Annotated in this window: 18 protein-coding genes; 17 read left to right on the top strand and 1 reads right to left on the bottom strand. The window is 51.3% G+C overall.

Annotated elements, in window-relative coordinates; all coding sequences use genetic code 11:
* The first annotated feature begins 103 nt into the window (after positions 1–103).
* The 9 genes from LKD70_RS00555 to hydF all read left to right on the top strand — a co-directional run bounded on the left by LKD70_RS00555 (position 104) and on the right by hydF (position 9,841).
* Positions 104–967, top strand: a complete 864-nt coding sequence (locus LKD70_RS00555) for a YitT family protein (protein ID WP_227706111.1) — start codon at positions 104–106, stop codon at positions 965–967.
* A 145-nt stretch (positions 968–1,112) separates the two neighbouring features.
* The gene (locus tag LKD70_RS00550; protein ID WP_227706232.1) at positions 1,113–1,964 is read left to right on the top strand and encodes an energy-coupling factor transporter ATPase; all 852 of its coding nucleotides are present in this window, start codon (positions 1,113–1,115) and stop codon (positions 1,962–1,964) included.
* On the top strand, positions 1,949–2,815 hold the full coding sequence (locus LKD70_RS00545) for an energy-coupling factor transporter ATPase (RefSeq protein WP_227706110.1): 867 nt from the start codon (positions 1,949–1,951) through the stop codon (positions 2,813–2,815). Before LKD70_RS00550 ends, LKD70_RS00545 begins: the two co-directional genes overlap by 16 nt.
* Entirely contained in the window at positions 2,812–3,636 is an 825-nt protein-coding gene (locus LKD70_RS00540; RefSeq protein ID WP_227706109.1) for an energy-coupling factor transporter transmembrane component T family protein, read from the top strand. The genes LKD70_RS00545 and LKD70_RS00540 overlap by 4 nt, the downstream gene beginning before the upstream one ends.
* Positions 3,637–3,738: 102 nt before the next feature.
* The gene (gene truA / locus LKD70_RS00535; protein WP_227706108.1) at positions 3,739–4,479 is read left to right on the top strand and encodes a tRNA pseudouridine(38-40) synthase TruA; all 741 of its coding nucleotides are present in this window, start codon (positions 3,739–3,741) and stop codon (positions 4,477–4,479) included.
* A 246-nt stretch (positions 4,480–4,725) separates the two neighbouring features.
* Positions 4,726–5,472, top strand: a complete 747-nt coding sequence (nagB, locus tag LKD70_RS00530; protein ID WP_227706107.1) for a glucosamine-6-phosphate deaminase — start codon at positions 4,726–4,728, stop codon at positions 5,470–5,472.
* A gap of 52 nt (positions 5,473–5,524) precedes the next feature.
* The gene (gene nagA, locus LKD70_RS00525) at positions 5,525–6,640 is read left to right on the top strand and encodes an N-acetylglucosamine-6-phosphate deacetylase (protein ID WP_227706106.1); all 1,116 of its coding nucleotides are present in this window, start codon (positions 5,525–5,527) and stop codon (positions 6,638–6,640) included.
* A gap of 522 nt (positions 6,641–7,162) precedes the next feature.
* Positions 7,163–8,386 (top strand): tyrosine--tRNA ligase, encoded by a 1,224-nt coding sequence (gene tyrS / locus LKD70_RS00520; RefSeq protein ID WP_227706105.1) that lies wholly within the window; start codon positions 7,163–7,165, stop codon positions 8,384–8,386.
* Between the two features lie 225 nt (positions 8,387–8,611).
* On the top strand, positions 8,612–9,841 hold the full coding sequence (gene hydF / locus LKD70_RS00515; RefSeq protein WP_227706104.1) for a [FeFe] hydrogenase H-cluster maturation GTPase HydF: 1,230 nt from the start codon (positions 8,612–8,614) through the stop codon (positions 9,839–9,841).
* 204 nt (positions 9,842–10,045) lie between these two features.
* Here the strand turns inward: hydF and LKD70_RS00510 are convergent, their stop codons facing one another.
* Positions 10,046–10,453: an IclR family transcriptional regulator gene (locus LKD70_RS00510; protein ID WP_227706103.1), complete on the bottom strand. Its 408-nt coding sequence runs from the start codon at positions 10,451–10,453 to the stop codon at positions 10,046–10,048.
* On the opposite strand from LKD70_RS00510, the gene LKD70_RS00505 reads away from it, so the two are divergent.
* The 8 genes from LKD70_RS00505 to LKD70_RS00470 all read left to right on the top strand — a co-directional run bounded on the left by LKD70_RS00505 (position 10,376) and on the right by LKD70_RS00470 (position 17,329).
* On the top strand, positions 10,376–11,320 hold the full coding sequence (locus LKD70_RS00505; RefSeq protein ID WP_320442572.1) for a DMT family transporter: 945 nt from the start codon (positions 10,376–10,378) through the stop codon (positions 11,318–11,320). The genes LKD70_RS00510 and LKD70_RS00505 overlap by 78 nt on opposite strands.
* A gap of 41 nt (positions 11,321–11,361) precedes the next feature.
* Complete coding sequence (locus LKD70_RS00500; protein WP_227706102.1) at positions 11,362–12,183, top strand: transketolase; 822 nt, start codon at positions 11,362–11,364, stop codon at positions 12,181–12,183.
* A gap of 14 nt (positions 12,184–12,197) precedes the next feature.
* The gene (locus tag LKD70_RS00495; RefSeq protein ID WP_227706101.1) at positions 12,198–13,127 is read left to right on the top strand and encodes a transketolase family protein; all 930 of its coding nucleotides are present in this window, start codon (positions 12,198–12,200) and stop codon (positions 13,125–13,127) included.
* Between the two features lie 81 nt (positions 13,128–13,208).
* Positions 13,209–14,258 (top strand): ABC transporter substrate-binding protein, encoded by a 1,050-nt coding sequence (locus tag LKD70_RS00490; protein WP_227706100.1) that lies wholly within the window; start codon positions 13,209–13,211, stop codon positions 14,256–14,258.
* A 19-nt stretch (positions 14,259–14,277) separates the two neighbouring features.
* A complete protein-coding gene (locus tag LKD70_RS00485) occupies positions 14,278–15,060 on the top strand; it encodes an ABC transporter permease (protein WP_227706099.1) in 783 nt (260 codons plus the stop codon).
* A 2-nt stretch (positions 15,061–15,062) separates the two neighbouring features.
* The gene (locus LKD70_RS00480; protein WP_227706098.1) at positions 15,063–15,839 is read left to right on the top strand and encodes an ABC transporter permease; all 777 of its coding nucleotides are present in this window, start codon (positions 15,063–15,065) and stop codon (positions 15,837–15,839) included.
* Positions 15,818–16,573 (top strand): ABC transporter ATP-binding protein, encoded by a 756-nt coding sequence (locus LKD70_RS00475; protein ID WP_227706097.1) that lies wholly within the window; start codon positions 15,818–15,820, stop codon positions 16,571–16,573. Before LKD70_RS00480 ends, LKD70_RS00475 begins: the two co-directional genes overlap by 22 nt.
* A gap of 12 nt (positions 16,574–16,585) precedes the next feature.
* Entirely contained in the window at positions 16,586–17,329 is a 744-nt protein-coding gene (locus tag LKD70_RS00470) for an ABC transporter ATP-binding protein (RefSeq protein ID WP_227706096.1), read from the top strand.
* Positions 17,330–17,342 lie beyond the last annotated feature (13 nt).

Raw genomic sequence — 17,342 nt, 5'->3', positions numbered from 1 at the left:
ACGGCGTAAGCCTGCAGCCCGGGCGTGTATAGATTTACCGGATATGTGCATACTGTGAAAAGCGCACTATGATCCATAGAGATCAGGGACCGGGAGGAGAAAAATGGAATTATCGCACATGAGCAGGGCAAAAGATATCGCAGCAGACATTCTGTATGATATCGCAGGCAGTATTCTCTACGCGGCGGGAATTTATACGTTTGCCGGAAACGCGGAATTTGCACCGGGCGGTGTTTCGGGTCTGGCTCTGATCCTGAACCATGTCTGGGGACTTCCGGTCGGAACGGTAACGCTGCTCTTTAATATTCCTCTTGTGATTATCAGCTACCGCTTGGTAGGGCGGAATCTTCTTTTGAAAAGTGCCAGGACAATGCTGATTTCATCTCTCTTTCTCGACGTTGTATTCCCTTCTGTCCCGATGTATACAGGAAACAGGCTGATGGCTTCTGTCTACTCGGGAATATTTATGGGAGCCGGAATGGCGCTGTTCTATATGCGCGGATCATCCTCGGGCGGAATTGATTTTCTTGCTCTTGCAATTAAGAAAAAGAAACCATATATGTCCATTGGCGTGATTACAATGCTGATCGATCTTGTGGTAATTCTTCTGGGATGGCCGGTGTTTGGAGATGTGGATTCTGTTTTGTACGGAGTTGCTTCCACAGGAGTGTCCACCATAGTGATTGACAAGATCCTTTACGGAATCGGAGCCGGCACTCTGGCAATTATTGTCACATCCAGGGGAAAGGAAACTGCCGCTGAAATCCGTAAGCGGGCCAGGCGTGGTGTGACTTCGATGAAAGCGGTGGGAGAATACACGGGAACACAGAGGGATGTGCTTTTATGCGCATGCTCCAAGGCGGAATCGTATCTCGTAAAGAGTGCAGTTCAGGAGACGGACGCAGAAGCCTTTGTTATGTTTGCGGAGACAAGTGAGGTATTCGGGGAGGGGTTTAAAAATGACTGAAGAGGGACGAAGACCGGTTTTCGTTGACACGGGTATTGCAAAATAGCCTCTGTTGCCGTACAATAAAAAACATATGAGCAGAACCGGAAAAAGGGAAGAAAACGTGGATGCAGGCACTGAGACAGGATGGAGGGCAGAGACGCCGATGGGAATGATACATGCCGAGGAACTGGTATATGAATATGACAAACGCGATGATGAAGGAAATATCATCGGGACTGAACGTGCAATAGACGGCGTAAATATTGATGTGCCCCAGGGGTCTTTTGTGGCCATACTGGGACATAACGGATCAGGAAAATCCACTCTTGCCAAGCACATGAACGCCATACTCATACCGAGCGGAGGAACGATGTGGGTGGACGGACGTGATACAAAAGACCCGGAAGAACTCTGGAATGTGCGTCAGACTGCGGGAATGGTGTTTCAGAATCCTGATAATCAGATTATCGGGACTGTAGTGGAGGAAGACGTGGGATTCGGCCCGGAGAACCTGGGCGTTCCAACAGATGAAATATGGAAGCGCGTGGAGGACAGTCTGCGGGCAGTTGGGATGCTTGAGAGAAGGAAGGATTCGCCGAACAAGCTCTCGGGTGGACAGAAACAGAGGGTTGCGATCGCAGGTGTGCTTGCCATGGAGCCGAAATGTCTTGTGCTGGATGAACCGACAGCCATGCTTGATCCGAACGGGCGCAAAGAGGTGATTCAGGCAGTCCAGCAGCTGCGGAAGGCGAAGAACGTGACGGTGATCCTGATCACGCATTATATGGAGGAAGTCATTGACGCGGATCAGGTGTTTGTTATGGATGGAGGACATATTGTTATGCATGGCACTCCGCGGGAGATATTCAGCAGGGTGGATGAGCTGAAGTCCTACAGGATGGATGTGCCGCAGGTGACGATGCTGGCTGAGGAACTGAGACGGCGGGGGCTTGACCTGCCGGGAGGGATTTTGAGAAGAGAAGAGTTGGTGGAGGCGTTATGTCGATTGCGTTAGAACATGTCAGTTATGTGTACAGCCCGGGGACTGCCTATGAAAAGCAGGCACTCAAAGATGTGAGTTTTGAGATCGAACAGGGGCAGTTCGTCGGGATTATCGGGCACACCGGATCAGGAAAATCAACACTGATCCAGCATCTGAACGGACTTGTGAAGGCGACTTCGGGGAAGATCCTGTACGAAGGGCAGAATATTTATGATGCCGGATATGATATGAGAAAACTCCGCGGGCAGGTGGGACTTGTGTTTCAGTATCCGGAATATCAGCTTTTTGAGGTGGATGTTCTGACAGATGTGTGCTTTGGACCGAAAAACCAGGGGCTTCCTCAGGAAGAATGTGAGAAAAATGCGCGGGAGGCACTGGAACTCGTCGGATTTCCGGAGAAGTATTACAGACATTCTCCTTTTGAACTTTCCGGCGGCCAGAAGAGAAGGGCGGCGATCGCGGGAGTGCTTGCGATGAAGCCAAAGGTGCTGATCCTTGATGAGCCCACGGCGGGGCTGGACCCGAAAGGAAGGGATGAGATACTGGATCAGGTGCAGAAACTCCACAGAGAGACGGGGATGACAGTGATTCTCGTATCCCACAGCATGGAAGATGTGGCTAGATATGTGGAGCGCATTATTGTGATGAATCACGGAGAAAAAATGTATGACGGGACTCCGCGGGAGGTGTTTCGCCACTACCGGGAACTGGAGAAAGTCGGTCTTGCGGCACCACAGGTCACTTATGTGATGCATGACCTGCGGGAGAAAGGATTTCCGGTGAGTCCGGACGCGACGACGATCGGGGAAGCTGCGGATGAGATTATGAAATGCTTTGAGTACAGAACAGGGGAGAGCCAATGATAAGAGATATTACAATCGGGCAGTATTACCCGGCTGAGAGCCGGATACATAGACTGGATCCCAGGGTGAAAATCGTATGTACCCTGCTTTTTCTCATATCCCTTTTTATTCAGAACAGTTTCCTCGGCTATGTGATCGCGACCGTTTTTCTCGGCGCGGTCATCCGTCTGTCAAACGTACCGCTGAAATACATTGTAAAAGGCATGAAGCCTGTTGTGATCCTTCTGCTGTTTACAGTGGTCATGAATCTGTTCCTGACGCAGGGGGGAGAAACTCTGGCTCATTTCTGGATTTTCACGATTTCTGAAAATGGACTCCGCACGTCAGTGTTTATGGCAGTACGTCTGATTTATCTGGTGACGGGATCGTCGATCATGACGTTTACAACATCTCCGAACGGGCTGACAGACGGCCTGGAGAAGCTGCTGCATCCGCTAAACAGGATCAATGTGCCTGTTCACGAGGTGGCTATGATGATGTCTATTGCACTGCGCTTTATTCCGATTATTCTGGAAGAGACGGATAAGATTATGAAAGCGCAGATGGCAAGAGGGGCGGACTTTGAGAGCGGGAATATTATTCAGCGCGCCAAGGCCATGATTCCGATACTCGTGCCGCTGTTTGTGTCAGCGTTCCGCCGGGCAAATGATCTGGCGATGGCGATGGAAGCGCGGTGTTATCACGGCGGCGACGGAAGAACAAAGATGAAGCCGCTGCGGTACAGAGGCCGGGACAGGATTGCTTACGCTGTGACGTTGATTTATCTTGTTGTTATTTTCATTGTAGGAAGGTATATTCCGTTTAAACTGTGGGTTTTTTAAAGTGAGACGGATTGATGGATATTCGTTTTGGGACACACTGAAATTGAATTGGGGACGTAGTGAAATTCAATTTTGCTACGTCCCCAATTAAGGAGTTTTGATATGAAAAGGATCAGACTGACTGTCGCATACGACGGTTCCGACTACTGCGGCTGGCAGATTCAGCCCAACGGCATAACTGTGGAATCAGTGCTCAATGATGCCCTTTCTCGGATTACCGGGGAAGAGATCCGGGTGACCGGTGCCAGCCGAACGGATGCGGGAGTACACGCTCGGGGTAATATTGCAGTCTTTGACAGCAACACGACGATTCCGCCGGAGCGCATCTCCTATGCGGTTAATACTGTGCTGCCGGATGATGTTGTTGTGATAAAATCGGAGCAGGTTCCGGCAGACTGGCATCCGAGATACTGTGACTCTGTGAAAACATATGAATACTGTATTCTGAACCGGGAGATGCCGGATCCGCTCAGGAGGCGGGGAACATGGCATGTCTCCTTTGCCCTTGACGTGGAGAAGATGCGCGATGCTGCGGCATATCTTACCGGAGAACATGATTTCCGAAGCTTTTGCAGCATCCACACCGGGGCAAAGAGCACGGTACGGACAGTTTATTCGATCGAGATTGAACAGTCAGCGGATATTATCACGATCCGCATACAGGGAAACGGATTTCTCTACAATATGGTCCGCATCATTGCGGGTACGCTTGTGAGTGTAGGGCGGGGACTCCGCACGCCGCAGGATGTGGGGGACATGCTGGAGGCGAGAGACCGGGAGAAAGCGGAGGCGACCGCTCCGCCTCAGGGACTGATATTGGACAGTATTCGTTATACGGGTTGACAAACGCGAACCCCGTTGATAGTATTAGTTTAATATAAGACTGGATTGTTACTTTCCGGAAGGCAAAACCAGATTTTCAGGTGCGCATAGAGAATCAAAATGCCTGAAAATCTGGTTTTTGTACAGGCGGCGCCCATAAGCCCGGGCTTGCCCGAGACCTTGGCGGCCGCTTACAATCCCGGAATGTGCTGCCAGGCACTTCCGGTGATTTCAGCGGAAAAAGGACTTTGTGAGAGGAGGAAAGACATGAAAATTTACAAGACAAAAACCTACAAAGATATGAGCAGAAAGGCGGCAAACATTCTCTCTGCCCAGGTGATCCTGAAGCCGGACTGTGTGCTTGGACTGGCAACGGGCTCCACACCCATCGGCACATATGATCAGCTTGTGGAGTGGTATGAGAAGGGAGATCTGGATTTCTCGGAAGTAAAGACTGTTAATCTGGACGAATACAGAGGGCTGACGCGCACAGATGATCAGAGCTATTATTATTTTATGCACAGCCACCTGTTTGACCGGGTGAATATAAGACCTGAGAATACAAATGTGCCGGACGGCATGGCGGAGAATCCGGATGCCGAGTGCGCGAGGTATGAAGCGCTGATTCAGTCCATGGGAGGCGTTGATATCCAGCTCCTCGGGATCGGGCACAACGGCCATATCGGATTTAACGAGCCGGGAGAATCCTTTGCAAAGGAGACACATTGTGTCAATCTGACCGAGAGAACGATCGAGGCCAACAAGCGGTTTTTTGCCACAGCAGATGATGTGCCGAAACAGGCGATTTCCATGGGAATTAAGACGATCATGAGAGCGAGGAAGATCCTTCTGATTGCCAGCGGAGAGGACAAGGCGGATATCATGGCGCAGGCGCTTCTGGGGCCGGTGGTTCCGGAAGTTCCTGCATCGATCCTTCAGATGCACGATGATGTTGTTGTCGTTGCAGATGAGGCGGCACTGTCTAAGATTCCGATGCAGGACAGCATAGGATAGAGAAAGAGGAGATTCAGAGCAGAGAACACAGACGGGAAGGTGAGAGGAAGAGATGATCATCAGAAATGTTAAGATTTTTTCGGAGGATAAGACATTTGTTCCCGGAGAGATCGCTGTTTGCGGCGGGAAATTTGCACCGGTCAGATCCGGAGACAATGAGGTTGTAGACGGCGGGGGATGCTTTATGATTCCCGGACTTGTGGATATTCATTTCCACGGATGCATGGGCGATGATTTCTGCGATGCGGACGAAGAGGCGATCCGGCGTATGGCGGAGTATGAGGCATCTGTCGGAGTGACGTCGATCTGTCCGGCCACGATGACGCTCCCGGAAGAGGAGCTGCATGACATTATGCGCACCGCCGGGAGATACCGGGGAGAATCGGGTGCAAAACTGGTGGGAATCAATATGGAGGGCCCGTTCATCAGTGAAAAAAAGAAAGGGGCTCAGGCGGCGGATCACATCAGGAAATGTGATGCGGCGCTGTTTGGAAAACTTCAGGAAGAATCCGGCGGGCTTATCCGGCTGGTGGACATTGCTCCGGAGAACGACGGGGCGCTGGAGTTTATCCGGGAAATGAAGGATGGGGTGGTTGTTTCCATTGCTCATACTGTAGCGGACTATGATACCGCGGCAAGGGCCCTGGAGGCAGGGGCAAGCCATGTGACACATCTGTATAACGCCATGCCTCCGCTGAATCACAGGGAACCCGGTGTGATCGGCGCGGCGAGGGATGATGAGAACTGTCATGTGGAGCTGATCTGCGACGGAATCCATATCCATCCGTCTGTTGTCCGCGCGACATTTGCCATGTTCGGGGCAGAACGTATTATTCTGATCAGTGACAGCATGAGAGCGACAGGCCTGACAGATGGAAAATACACGCTGGGCGGACAGGATGTGTATGTAAAGGGTGCTCTTGCGACGCTTGCAGACGGGACAATCGCAGGTTCTGCAACGAATCTGATGGACTGCCTGCGGACTGCAGTGCAGAAAATGGGGATTCCTCTGGAGGATGCTGTCGCGTGCGCATCTGCGAATCCGGCGAAAGAGATCGGGATTTACGACCGGTGCGGAAGCATTTCGGAGGGAAAGGACGCAGATTTTGTGCTGTTGGACCGGGATCTCAGCGTAAAGGCGGTGTATATCGGCGGAAGAAAGCAGTGAAAAAGAACGGAGGACCCGTCGGAGCGGCAGGCCGGAAGATTTTCATGAGACAGTGCTTGACAAACCTCTGAGGATACGCTAATATCAACCATATGAATTGATCATGTTTGAAAAGGCATGGAAGGGAACAAGTAGCAGTGACCTGGGAAAACAGAAAGCAGCCGGCTGATGAGAGGCGCGTGATCCGATCCCTGTGAATACATCCCGGAGCCCCGTACCGAACGCATGGGAGCGCGGTTTCAAAAAGAGAAAACGCGTGCGGTGTGCTGTGTAGGCTGCGGCGGAATGGTGCACGTTACCGCACTTCAAAGAGACCGAAAAAGTTTTGGTGAATTAAGGTGGTACCACGGTAATATTGTAAAATTATCGTCCTTATTGCGTGAGCAGTAGGGACGATTTTTTGTACTGGCGGCGCTCATAAGTCCGGGCATGCCTGAGACCTCGGCGGCTGCTTACAATCCCGGAATGTGCCATTTGGAACTTCCGGCGCTTATTCTACATTGAAGAAAAAGGAGAAGAATGATGGAAATTTATGAGGAGCTTCAGGCTCGCGGGCTGATTGCCCAGGTGACAGATGAGGAAGGAATCCGAGATCTTGTAAACAGCGGAAAAGCAGTGTTTTATATTGGATTTGATCCGACGGCGGACAGCCTTCATGTCGGACATTTCATGGCACTCTGCCTGATGAAGCGCCTGCAGGAGGCGGGAAATAAGCCGATCGCCCTGATCGGAGGCGGTACAGGCTACATCGGAGATCCTTCGGGAAGAAGCGACATGCGCAGCATGATGACGCCGGAACAGATCCAGCACAACTGCGACTGCTTCAAAAAGCAGATGAGCAAATTTATCGATTTTTCTGACGGAAAAGCGCTTATGGTCAATAATGCAGACTGGCTGCTTGACCTGAACTATATTGAACTTCTGCGCGAAGTGGGGCCGCATTTTTCGGTAAACCGTATGCTTACGGCGGAGTGCTATAAGCAGAGAATGGAAAGGGGATTAAGTTTCCTGGAGTTTAATTACATGATTATGCAGGCGTATGATTTCTACGCACTGTTCCAGAAATACGGCTGCAACCTGCAGTTCGGCGGCGATGACCAGTGGAGCAACATGCTTGCCGGAACAGAGCTGATCCGCCGCAAACTTGGAAAAGACGCGGGAGCGATGACGATCACTCTGCTTCTGAACTCCGAGGGAAAGAAGATGGGAAAGACCCAGTCCGGTGCCGTATGGCTTGATCCGGAGAAAACGTCTCCGTTTGACTTCTATCAGTACTGGAGAAATGTGGCGGACGCGGATGTCCTGAAGTGCATCCGTATGCTGACCTTCCTGCCGCTTGAAGAGATCGACAAGATGGATTCCTGGGAGGGTGCGCAGCTTAACACGGCGAAAGAGATCCTTGCATATGAGCTGACGAAACTCGTTCACGGGGAAGAAGAGGCAAAGAAGGCGCAGGAGAGTGCGAGAGCGCTTTTCAGCAAAGGAAATGCAGCTGAGATGCCGACGGCGGAACTGGAGGACGCTGATTTCACAGACGGACAGATTGACATTCTCACAATGCTCGTAAAGAGCGGCCTTGTGCCGTCCAAGTCTGAGGCGAGACGCGCCGTGCAGCAGGGCGGAGTGGCCGTTGACGGAGAAAAAGTCGGCGATATCACGTTTTCCTATGCGAAAGACGCGTTTGCGGGAGAGGGCATTATCCTCAAAAAAGGAAAGAAAAATTTCCGCAGAATTGTGGTAAAATAAAACCGAATGGGAAAGATGCAGCGACGGGGCGCATCCGCTTTTGCAGGCGGCGTCCCGTTTTTGTACAGGCGACGAGCCAAAGTCCGGGCTTGCCCGGGACCTTGGCGACCGCTTACAATCCCGGAATGTGCCTTCGGGCACTTTCGGTGATTGTACAGGCGGCATTCAGAAGTCCCATGATTAACTGGAGGAACACGAAAACGGAGAAAAGAAGGAGGAACCAGTATGAGTATGAATCAGACTCCGATGTCGGAACGGGTGCATATCGGCTTTTTCGGAAGGAGAAACGCGGGAAAATCAAGCGTTATGAATGCGGTTACAGGTCAGGATCTGGCGGTTGTGTCCGATGTGAAAGGAACCACCACGGACCCGGTATACAAGTCCATGGAGCTGCTCCCGCTGGGACCTGTTGTTATGATGGATACGCCGGGGATAGACGATGAGGGTGATCTGGGAGCGCTCCGTGTCAGGAAGAGCTATCAGGTTTTGAACAAGACGGACGCAGCAGTGCTTGTGATCGACGGAACTGCGGGAGCGAGTCCGGAAGATCTTCTGCTGATCGAGCGCATCCGGAAGAAAGAGATTCCCTATCTTATCGTTATCAACAAAAGTGATCTGATGCCCCAGGAGAAAGAAGCGGAAATCCGTGCGTCTCTCGGAACGGAGGCTGACAGGATTCTTGCGGTGAGCGCGGAAACGGGGGAAGGGATCGTTGACCTGAAGGAAAAGATCGCAGCAGCAGTCAATACGGAGGAACCTGAAAAATATCTCGTCCGGGATCTTCTCTCTCCCGGGAATGTAGCAGTGCTTGTCGTACCGATTGACTCTGCGGCGCCGAAGGGGAGACTGATCCTGCCGCAGCAGCAGACGATAAGAGATATTCTGGAAGCGGGAGCAGTTTCGGTTGTCACAAGGGAAACCGAGCTGAAAGATGCTCTGAACCGTCTGAAAGAGAGACCGAAAATTGTGATCACGGACAGTCAGGCGTTCGGCCAGGTCTCAAAAGATACGCCGGAGAACGTTCTTCTCACTTCGTTTTCGATTCTTTTCGCGCGGTACAAGGGAAACCTTGCGCAGGCTGTCGCCGGAGTGACGGCTCTTGACACTCTGCAGGACGGGGATACCGTGCTGATCAGCGAAGGGTGTACGCACCACAGACAGTGCGACGATATCGGGACAGTGAAGATCCCGCGCTGGATCCGGGAATATACGGGGAAAGACATAAAGATTGAGACGACGTCCGGAACGGAGTTTCCGGATGATCTGACGCTGTACAGACTGATTATCCACTGCGGCGGATGCATGCTGAATGAAAGGGAAATGAAATACCGCCTAAGCTGTGCGGCGGATCAGAATGTGCCGATGACAAATTACGGGATCCTGATCGCGTATGTGAAAGGGATACTGAAGCGAAGCGTGCAGGTGTTCCCGGAGATATACGAACTTCTGAAATAAATACTGCGGACATAATACTGCGGCCAAAATGCCGCGAAAAAAAGTACTGTAGACAGCACGAAAACCAGGGATCCGGGAGGACTTGCGTCTTCCATAAGATCCCTGGTTTTTTGCACAGACAGCCCTTCTGCAGGCTTGTACAGGCAGCCCTTGTACAGGCGACATTTGTACATGCAGCGCCCGTAAATCCGGGCTTATCTCTTCTCAGATGCAGTCCTGCATCCCGAATTCTTCCAGTATCTTTAAATATTCCTCGTAGGCCCGCTCCATTTTCCTCGAAGTGAAACGCGTCGACGGTCCGCTGACCGCAATAGCGCCGAGCAGGTTTCCGTTTTTCTTGAAGGGAATCGCCATGCTGTTCATCCCCACTTCCTCCTGGCCAAAGTCAACCTCGTATCTGACGGTGTTTACCGAGACACGGGAATAATTGGCGAATACTTTTGAGATCGCCGAAGGATCTTCGATGCGGTAGAAGCATCCGATCTTCGGATCCGCCTTTATGTTGCGGTCGCTGGCGATCGCGTCCAGAAAGAAATACTGGTCGGCGATGCGTACGGCAAAGTAACTTGTCTCCTCGACGGCATCGACGAGTTTCGTGAGAATCTGGTTCATGCGGTCTCTTGCGAAGAAATCGCGTCGGTATGTGATACCGAGACGCATACAGTTACAACCGGAGTATTTACTTTTGTCATTACAATCGCGCTGCTGACAATTACACTGCTGACACAGGGAAAATTCAAAGATCTGTTTACAGTAAAAGAGCTGCTGCCAAAACTGCTGCTCATCGGTATTATAGGATTCTCGGTCAACTTTACAAACTTTTTCGGATTCAAGTTCGGAAATGAGCAGACCGGAGCTTTCCTTCTCAAAACAGACGTGCTGATGGTTAACTTCGCATCATGGCTGATTTACAAAGAGAGACTGACGAAAAAAGACTGGGTATTCTCACTTACAATGTTCATCGGCGTGCTCATGGTAATCGGAACTGACTTCACAAAGATGACATTTAACGCAGGAGACATCTTCTTCATCATAAGTGCGGTTCTCCTGACATGGAATACATTCAACATCTCCGGAATACTGAAACAGAAAAAAGTGCCGATCAGTCAGATGACGGTCGCATACTACAACAGTCTGATCACGATGACACTGTTCATCACCACATTTATCGCAACAGGCGCTATGGACGATATTCCGATCGCATTCGGAAGCACGGGAATCCTGATTTCGCTTGTAGTATCCGGACTTATGCAGTACTGCCTCTTCCTTTCGTACTACAAGGCGCTGGCAGAGCTGCCGGCCTGGGTGGTAAAGGTAATTCTTCTTCTGATTCCGATCATCACAATGGTGCTGACGATCTTCATCTACGGTACAGTACCGACAACAACAGCTCTTATCGGATGTGTGATCATCCTCGTGAGTGCGTATGGAATCATTAAGGAGCAGAACGCGAAGGCGCAGGTTCAGGCAGGAAAGTAAAATAAGGACAGCGAAATACGAAAAAATGCAGGAGGTTATATATGAAACGAGAAGAAGTTTTGGAATTGCAGGAATTCTGTAAGGAAACCCGGCGGCTCACAGTGAAGCAGATCGCTTCACTCGGCCTGGGACATATCGGCGGAGCACTCTCCATGGTAGAGCTGCTGGCAGTTCTCTATAATAAATGTATGAATGTAGATCCGAAAAACCCGTACATGGAAGGACGCGACAGACTGGTCCTGTCAAAGGGACACTGCGGTCCGGGGTTATATACCGTACTGGCGCAGAAAGGCTTCTACCCGATCGAAGAGCTCTACACGCTGAACAAGCCGGGAACGATTCTTCCGAGCCATGTGGATATGCTGAAAACTCCCGGTATCGACATGTCGACAGGATCACTCGGACAGGGACTTTCCTGTGCGGCAGGCATGGCAAAGGCGTCAAAGATCGTGGGAGACAACGCATACATTTACGCGATTGTCGGAGACGGAGAGTGTCAGGAAGGTCAGATCTGGGAGGCGGCCATGACGGCGAGCCAGTTCTGCCTTGACAACCTGATCACCTTTGTGGATGTGAACAAAGCACAGTGTGACGGCTGGGTTGATGAAATCGTAAGCATGAATCATATGAAAGACAGATGGGAATCCTTCGGATTTTTCGCCCAGGAGATTGACGGCCACGATGTGGAGCAGATCTATGAGGCGATTGAGAGAGCGAAAGAGACAAAAGGCGTGCCGAGCGTAATTCTGCTCAATACGGTAAAAGGAAAAGGAATCCCGATGTTTGAATCAATGGCACCGAAGAACCACCATATTCCGATTACAAAGGAAATGGAAGCACAGGCGCTGGCAGAGCTGGGTTGAGGAGGAGAACGATTATGGAAATGCGGAAAATCTTTTCACAGGAAGTAGAAAAACTGATGCAGACCAATGATAAAATCTGTGTGATCAGCGCGGATATGGCCGGTGCGCACGACAATTTCTGGATTCAGGACAAATATCCGGACAGAGCGTTCAACATCGGCGTGTGTGAAGGCAACATGGCGTCCGTGGCGGGCGGGATGTCAGCTTACGGAATGGTACCGTTTATCTATACCTTTTCTTCCTTCTCAGGAAGAAGGATGCTGGACCAGATCGCCATCTCCATCTGCCACCCGAAGCTGAATGTCAAGATCGTGGGATCTGACCCCGGAATCTCGGCGACGATCCTCGGAGCAACGCACTCCGCACTGGATGATATCGGAGCGCTGCGAAGCATTGCAAACCTTGTGATCTTTGAGGCTGTGGATGAGCGTCAGTTAAGACAGGCGATCCCGCAGATCGCAGCGTATGACGGAGCGGTATATGTCCGCGTAATCCGTAAAGAAGCAGAGGACATTTTTGATGATGATTACAAATTCGATCTCTTTAAGGCAGATGTGATCCGGGAGGGCACAGATGTTACCCTCATGGCAACAGGCATCATGGTTGCAGAAGCGCTGAGAGCTGTCGAGATTCTGAAAGAAGAGGGCATCAGTGCAGAGCTGGTCAACGTACATACGATCAAACCGATTGATGAGGAGACGGTTCTTGCTTCCCTGAAGAAGACGGGATGCGGCGTAACCTGTGAGAACCACAATATTCTCGGAGGACTCCACTCAGCTGTTTCCGATGTGGTGACGGAGAAGTATCCGGTTCCGTTAAAGGCGATCGGTGTTCACGACAGATTCAGCGAAGTTGGACCGCTTGATTATCTGAAGAAACTGTTTAAGCTTACGGCAGAAGATATTGCCGAGGCGGCAAGAGAAGCCGTAAAGAGCAAATCGTAAAGAGCGAATAATCCGGAGCGGATCAGCCCGTCAGGCGGGAGCCGGGGCTGATGAGTATAATTCACGTACAGGAGGGAAGAGATGAAAAAACGACTGATATGTGCGCTGACCTGTCTTTCAATGTTGATTCTGACTGCGTGCGGCGGGTCGGGAAGCGCGGAAAATTCTCTTGTTATCGGAAATCAGCCGTATACACAGGGCATTCCGATCTATATCGCGGAGGAAGAAGGTCTGTATGAAGGCTTTTCTACAGAGTCGCTGATGTTTGTTTCCGGCAATACACAGAATGAGGCGCTGGGAGCGGATGAATGGGAAGTCGGAGTCACCGGACTGCCGCCGGCCATATTCGGCGGAGTGTCCTACGGACTTAAGATTATCGGATTCTCCGTGGATGATACAGTATCTCCCCGGTTTTATGTGAGACCGGACAGTGATATCCTGACCGTGCAGGGCGCAGTGGAAGGATGCCCGGATATTTACGGGGATGCCGATACGTGGAGGGGGAAACAGATTCTCTGTCCGACCGCGACAAGCTCTCATCTGATGCTGGCGGTTGTGCTGGAGAAACTCGGGCTTTCCGAGAGTGATGTGGAAATCGTTCATATGGATCCGTCCCAGGCGCTGACCGCGTTCAAGGCCGGAGAAGGTGATGTTCTCGCCTGCTGGCCGCCGATTGCGTACGGCGTAGATGAGGACTGGGTGCTGGCTGCCAGCGGAGTGGCTACAGGGGAGCAGATCCCGATCGTTGTTGTGGCCAGCGAGAAAGCGCTGAGCGAGAAGAGAGACACGGTGAAAGCCTGGCTTAAGCAGTATTATCAGCACTGTGAAGAGATGAAGGATGATACGGACAAACTCTCGGAAACGCTTGAAACAATGGAGATCGACAACGGGCTTACCGTCAGCGCCGAGGAGACAAGGATGATCGTGGAAGAACGTCCGCTGCCCACATTTGCGGAGCAGGCGGAACTGTTCACGGGAGAACCCGGACAGACGAAGGCGGACGAGATCGTGATGAAATACGTCGATATTTTCGTCCAGGAAGGCCGGATATCGGAAAGTGATAAAGAGAAGCTGATATCAGAAGGATTTATCGACAATTCACTGATTACAGAGCTGATGGAAGAGCAGTAAAGACTTGGGTGAAGAATAAATGAAGAGTGGAAAAAAGAAGCTTATAAGAAAAATTCTGCTCGGATGTGTGGGAGTTGGCATATTTCTGGGAGTATGGCAGCTCCTCATGTCTATGGGGGTGATTTCTGAACGGACGATGAGCACGCCCGGGCAGGTGCTTGAGACGTTCATTTACAAACTGCGCTCGGCCGATCCGGACGGAGCGACGCTGCAGGAGCATTTCCTGAGCAGTTTTAAGCTGGCGATGATCGGTTTTATCACGGCAATGGTGATTGGGATCCCCATGGGGCTTGTGATGGGATACTTCAAGGCGGCGCGGCTGCTGCTCAATCCGATGTTTGAAGTGATCCGGCCGATTCCGCCGATTGCGTGGATTCCTATTGTAATCCTGTTCCTCGGAATTGGGATGCCGGCGAAAGTGTTTATCGTGTTCGTGGCGGCTTTTGTCCCCTGCGTGATCAACTCCTATACGGGGGTGAAGCTGACGAATCCGGTTTACATCAATGTAGCGAAGACGATGGGCGCGGGACATTTCCGGATCTTTACAAAAATCTGTATCCCGTCTGCCATTCCGATGGTATTTACGGGAATCCGCCTGTCGCTGGGAGCATCCTGGTCCACTCTCGTTGCGGCGGAGATGCTCGCTTCGACAAACGGACTCGGATATATGATACAGATGGGAAGAACGATTATACGTCCGGATATCATTGTGGTCGGTATGCTCGTGATCGGATGCACGGGAGCGCTTCTGTCCTTTGTGCTCGGCCGGATTGAAAGACATATAGCGCCGTGGAGGAAATAGATATGGCAGAAAAAGGAAAGAAAATGATCTATTATATACTGCCGGTTCTGTCGATCGGGATTCTGGTCGTGCTGTGGGGAGTGCTCTGTGTGCAGAAGCCGGATATCATGCCGACGCCGGCGGCGGTGATAAAGAAGATAGCGGATATCACTGTGAATCCGATTTCCAACGCGACGCTTCCGGTCCACATACTGGTGAGCCTTGGAAGGGTTCTCTCCGCGTTTGCCGCGGCGTGCGTGTTCGGTATTGTTCTCGGTATTCTGATGGGATGGTATCCGACGTTCCACGATATTGCGTGGCCGGTGTTTGAGATTATCCGGCCGATACCGCCGATTGCGTGGATCCCGCTTATCATTCTCTGGTGCGGGATCGGAGAGACGTCGAAAGTAATCATTGTGTTTATCGGAGCGGTTGTTCCGATTGTGCTGAACACGTATTCCGGAATCCGTCAGGTTGACCCGATGCTGTTTAAAGCGGCAAAGTCGGTCGGCGCCGGTGACAGGGCGACGATGTTCGAGGTGGTGCTTCCTGCCAGCCTGCCGTCCATCGTAGCTGGAATGAAGACGTCTCTGTCAACGGGATGGATGTGTGTGCTTGCGGCGGAGATGGTTGTCGCGAGACAGGGCGTCGGCTTTTTGATCGTCCGAGGAATGGACAGCGGTGATTCCGCCCTGATCCTTTCGGGCATGGTAGTGATCGGAGTCGTCAGCGCTCTTATCACAGCATTATTGAACAGAGCGGAGGTGAAACTGTGTCCATGGAGAACAGAACAAAGATAAGCATCAGTCACGTGTCGAAATCATTTGAGGACAAAAAGCAGGTCCGGCATCAGGTACTGGATGACATTAATATAGAAGTAAAAGAAAATGAGTTCCTTGTTCTTCTCGGTGCGGGTAAGTCCGGAAAGTCTGTTCTCCTCGACATTATCACGGGGCTTGACACGGACTATGAGGGGAAAGTAGAGTTCTCGGACGGCAGCAGGAGCACGAAGGATATCGGGATTGTGTTTCAGAAGTACGCCCTTTTCCCCTGGAAGACGGTGATGGAGAATGTGGAGATGAATCAGAAGTTCCGGGGAATGGGAAAGCAGGAGCGGAAGGAAAAGGCGGAAAAGTATCTGAAGCTCGTCGGACTGTCCGGTTTTGAGAATCACTACCCGAATCAGATTTCGGGCGGAATGAAACAGCGTGTGGCGATCGCCAGGGCTTTCGCCGGGGAGTCCGATATCATGGTGATGGATGAACCTTTCGGCGCCCTGGACGCGCAGACGAGATACCAGATGGAGGAAGAGCTTCTCAAAATATGGGAAGAGGCGAAGCGGACGGTAATCTTTGTCACTAATAATATAGAAGAAGCGGTTTACCTGGGAGACCGTATCCTCCTGCTCGGCGGCTCTCCTTCCACGATCGCGAAGGAGTACGTTCCGGACATGGAGCGGCCGAGAAAATATACGCATCCGGATTTTCTGGAACTCAGAAACCGGATTGCTGGAGATTTTGAGCTTGTGCTGTAGGAGGGAGAGCGTATGGATACGAAGGCGAAAGTGCGTGTGAGAAACCTGACGAAAAAGTTCGGCGACCTGCTTGTCCTCGACGATATCTCGTTTGACATAAAGAAGGGGGAGTTCGTCTGCATTGTAGGACCGACAGGGTGCGGCAAGACGACTTTTCTGAATCTGCTTGTCAAGCTTCTGGAACCGACTTCCGGAAATATTTTCATAGACGGGGAGGAGGCGGACCCGAAGAAGCATAACCTGTCTTTTGTGTTTCAGGAGCAGTCCGCGTTCCCGTGGCTTACTGTGGAGCAGAATATCCGGTTCGGGCAGGAGACGAAGAAGCGGCCGAAACATGAGACGGACAATGTGACAGAATATATACTGGACATGCTCGGGCTGAAAGAGTACCGGGACCGGTATCCCCATGAACTGTCCGCCAGCATGGAGCAGAGGATTGTGATCGGAAGAAGCTTCGCGATGAAGCCGGATCTTCTTCTGATGGATGAGCCCTACGGGCAGATGGATCTGAAGCTGAGATATTATCTGGAAGATGAGGTGATCAAGCTTCAGACTGCGACAAAGAGTACGGTCATCTTTATCACACATAATATAGAAGAAGCAGTTTATCTGGCAGACCGCTGTCTGATTCTCTCGCAGAAGCCGACGACGGTCAAGGAAGAAGTGAAGATCGACCTTCCCCATCCGAGAGATGTGGCGTCGAAGAAATTTATAGAACTGAGGGAATATATTACAGAACAGATTAAGTGGTGGTAAGGAGTAAAAGAAA

Origin of the sequence: Ruminococcus turbiniformis, assembly GCF_020687545.1 — a bacterium.
GTDB classification, from domain to species: Bacteria; Bacillota; Clostridia; order Lachnospirales; family Lachnospiraceae; genus Mediterraneibacter; species Mediterraneibacter turbiniformis.
This window is presented reverse-complemented; position numbering and strand designations above follow the sequence as displayed.

Excerpts from the sequence above, each read along its gene's own strand:
- LKD70_RS00540 (WP_227706109.1), top strand. The coding sequence starts at position 2,812 with ATGATAAGAGATATTACAATCGGGCAGTATTACCCGGCTGAGAGCCGG.
- LKD70_RS00510 (WP_227706103.1), bottom strand. The coding sequence starts at position 10,453 with ATGAACCAGATTCTCACGAAACTCGTCGATGCCGTCGAGGAGACAAGT.
- LKD70_RS00555 (WP_227706111.1), top strand. The coding sequence starts at position 104 with ATGGAATTATCGCACATGAGCAGGGCAAAAGATATCGCAGCAGACATT.
- nagA (WP_227706106.1), top strand. The coding sequence starts at position 5,525 with ATGATCATCAGAAATGTTAAGATTTTTTCGGAGGATAAGACATTTGTT.
- hydF (WP_227706104.1), top strand. The coding sequence starts at position 8,612 with ATGAGTATGAATCAGACTCCGATGTCGGAACGGGTGCATATCGGCTTT.
- LKD70_RS00475 (WP_227706097.1), top strand. The coding sequence starts at position 15,818 with ATGGAGAACAGAACAAAGATAAGCATCAGTCACGTGTCGAAATCATTT.
- LKD70_RS00470 (WP_227706096.1), top strand. The coding sequence starts at position 16,586 with ATGGATACGAAGGCGAAAGTGCGTGTGAGAAACCTGACGAAAAAGTTC.
- LKD70_RS00495 (WP_227706101.1), top strand. The coding sequence starts at position 12,198 with ATGGAAATGCGGAAAATCTTTTCACAGGAAGTAGAAAAACTGATGCAG.
- truA (WP_227706108.1), top strand. The coding sequence starts at position 3,739 with ATGAAAAGGATCAGACTGACTGTCGCATACGACGGTTCCGACTACTGC.
- LKD70_RS00545 (WP_227706110.1), top strand. The coding sequence starts at position 1,949 with ATGTCGATTGCGTTAGAACATGTCAGTTATGTGTACAGCCCGGGGACT.
- LKD70_RS00490 (WP_227706100.1), top strand. The coding sequence starts at position 13,209 with ATGAAAAAACGACTGATATGTGCGCTGACCTGTCTTTCAATGTTGATT.
- LKD70_RS00550 (WP_227706232.1), top strand. The coding sequence starts at position 1,113 with ATGGGAATGATACATGCCGAGGAACTGGTATATGAATATGACAAACGC.
- LKD70_RS00485 (WP_227706099.1), top strand. The coding sequence starts at position 14,278 with ATGAAGAGTGGAAAAAAGAAGCTTATAAGAAAAATTCTGCTCGGATGT.
- LKD70_RS00480 (WP_227706098.1), top strand. The coding sequence starts at position 15,063 with ATGGCAGAAAAAGGAAAGAAAATGATCTATTATATACTGCCGGTTCTG.
- nagB (WP_227706107.1), top strand. The coding sequence starts at position 4,726 with ATGAAAATTTACAAGACAAAAACCTACAAAGATATGAGCAGAAAGGCG.
- tyrS (WP_227706105.1), top strand. The coding sequence starts at position 7,163 with ATGGAAATTTATGAGGAGCTTCAGGCTCGCGGGCTGATTGCCCAGGTG.
- LKD70_RS00500 (WP_227706102.1), top strand. The coding sequence starts at position 11,362 with ATGAAACGAGAAGAAGTTTTGGAATTGCAGGAATTCTGTAAGGAAACC.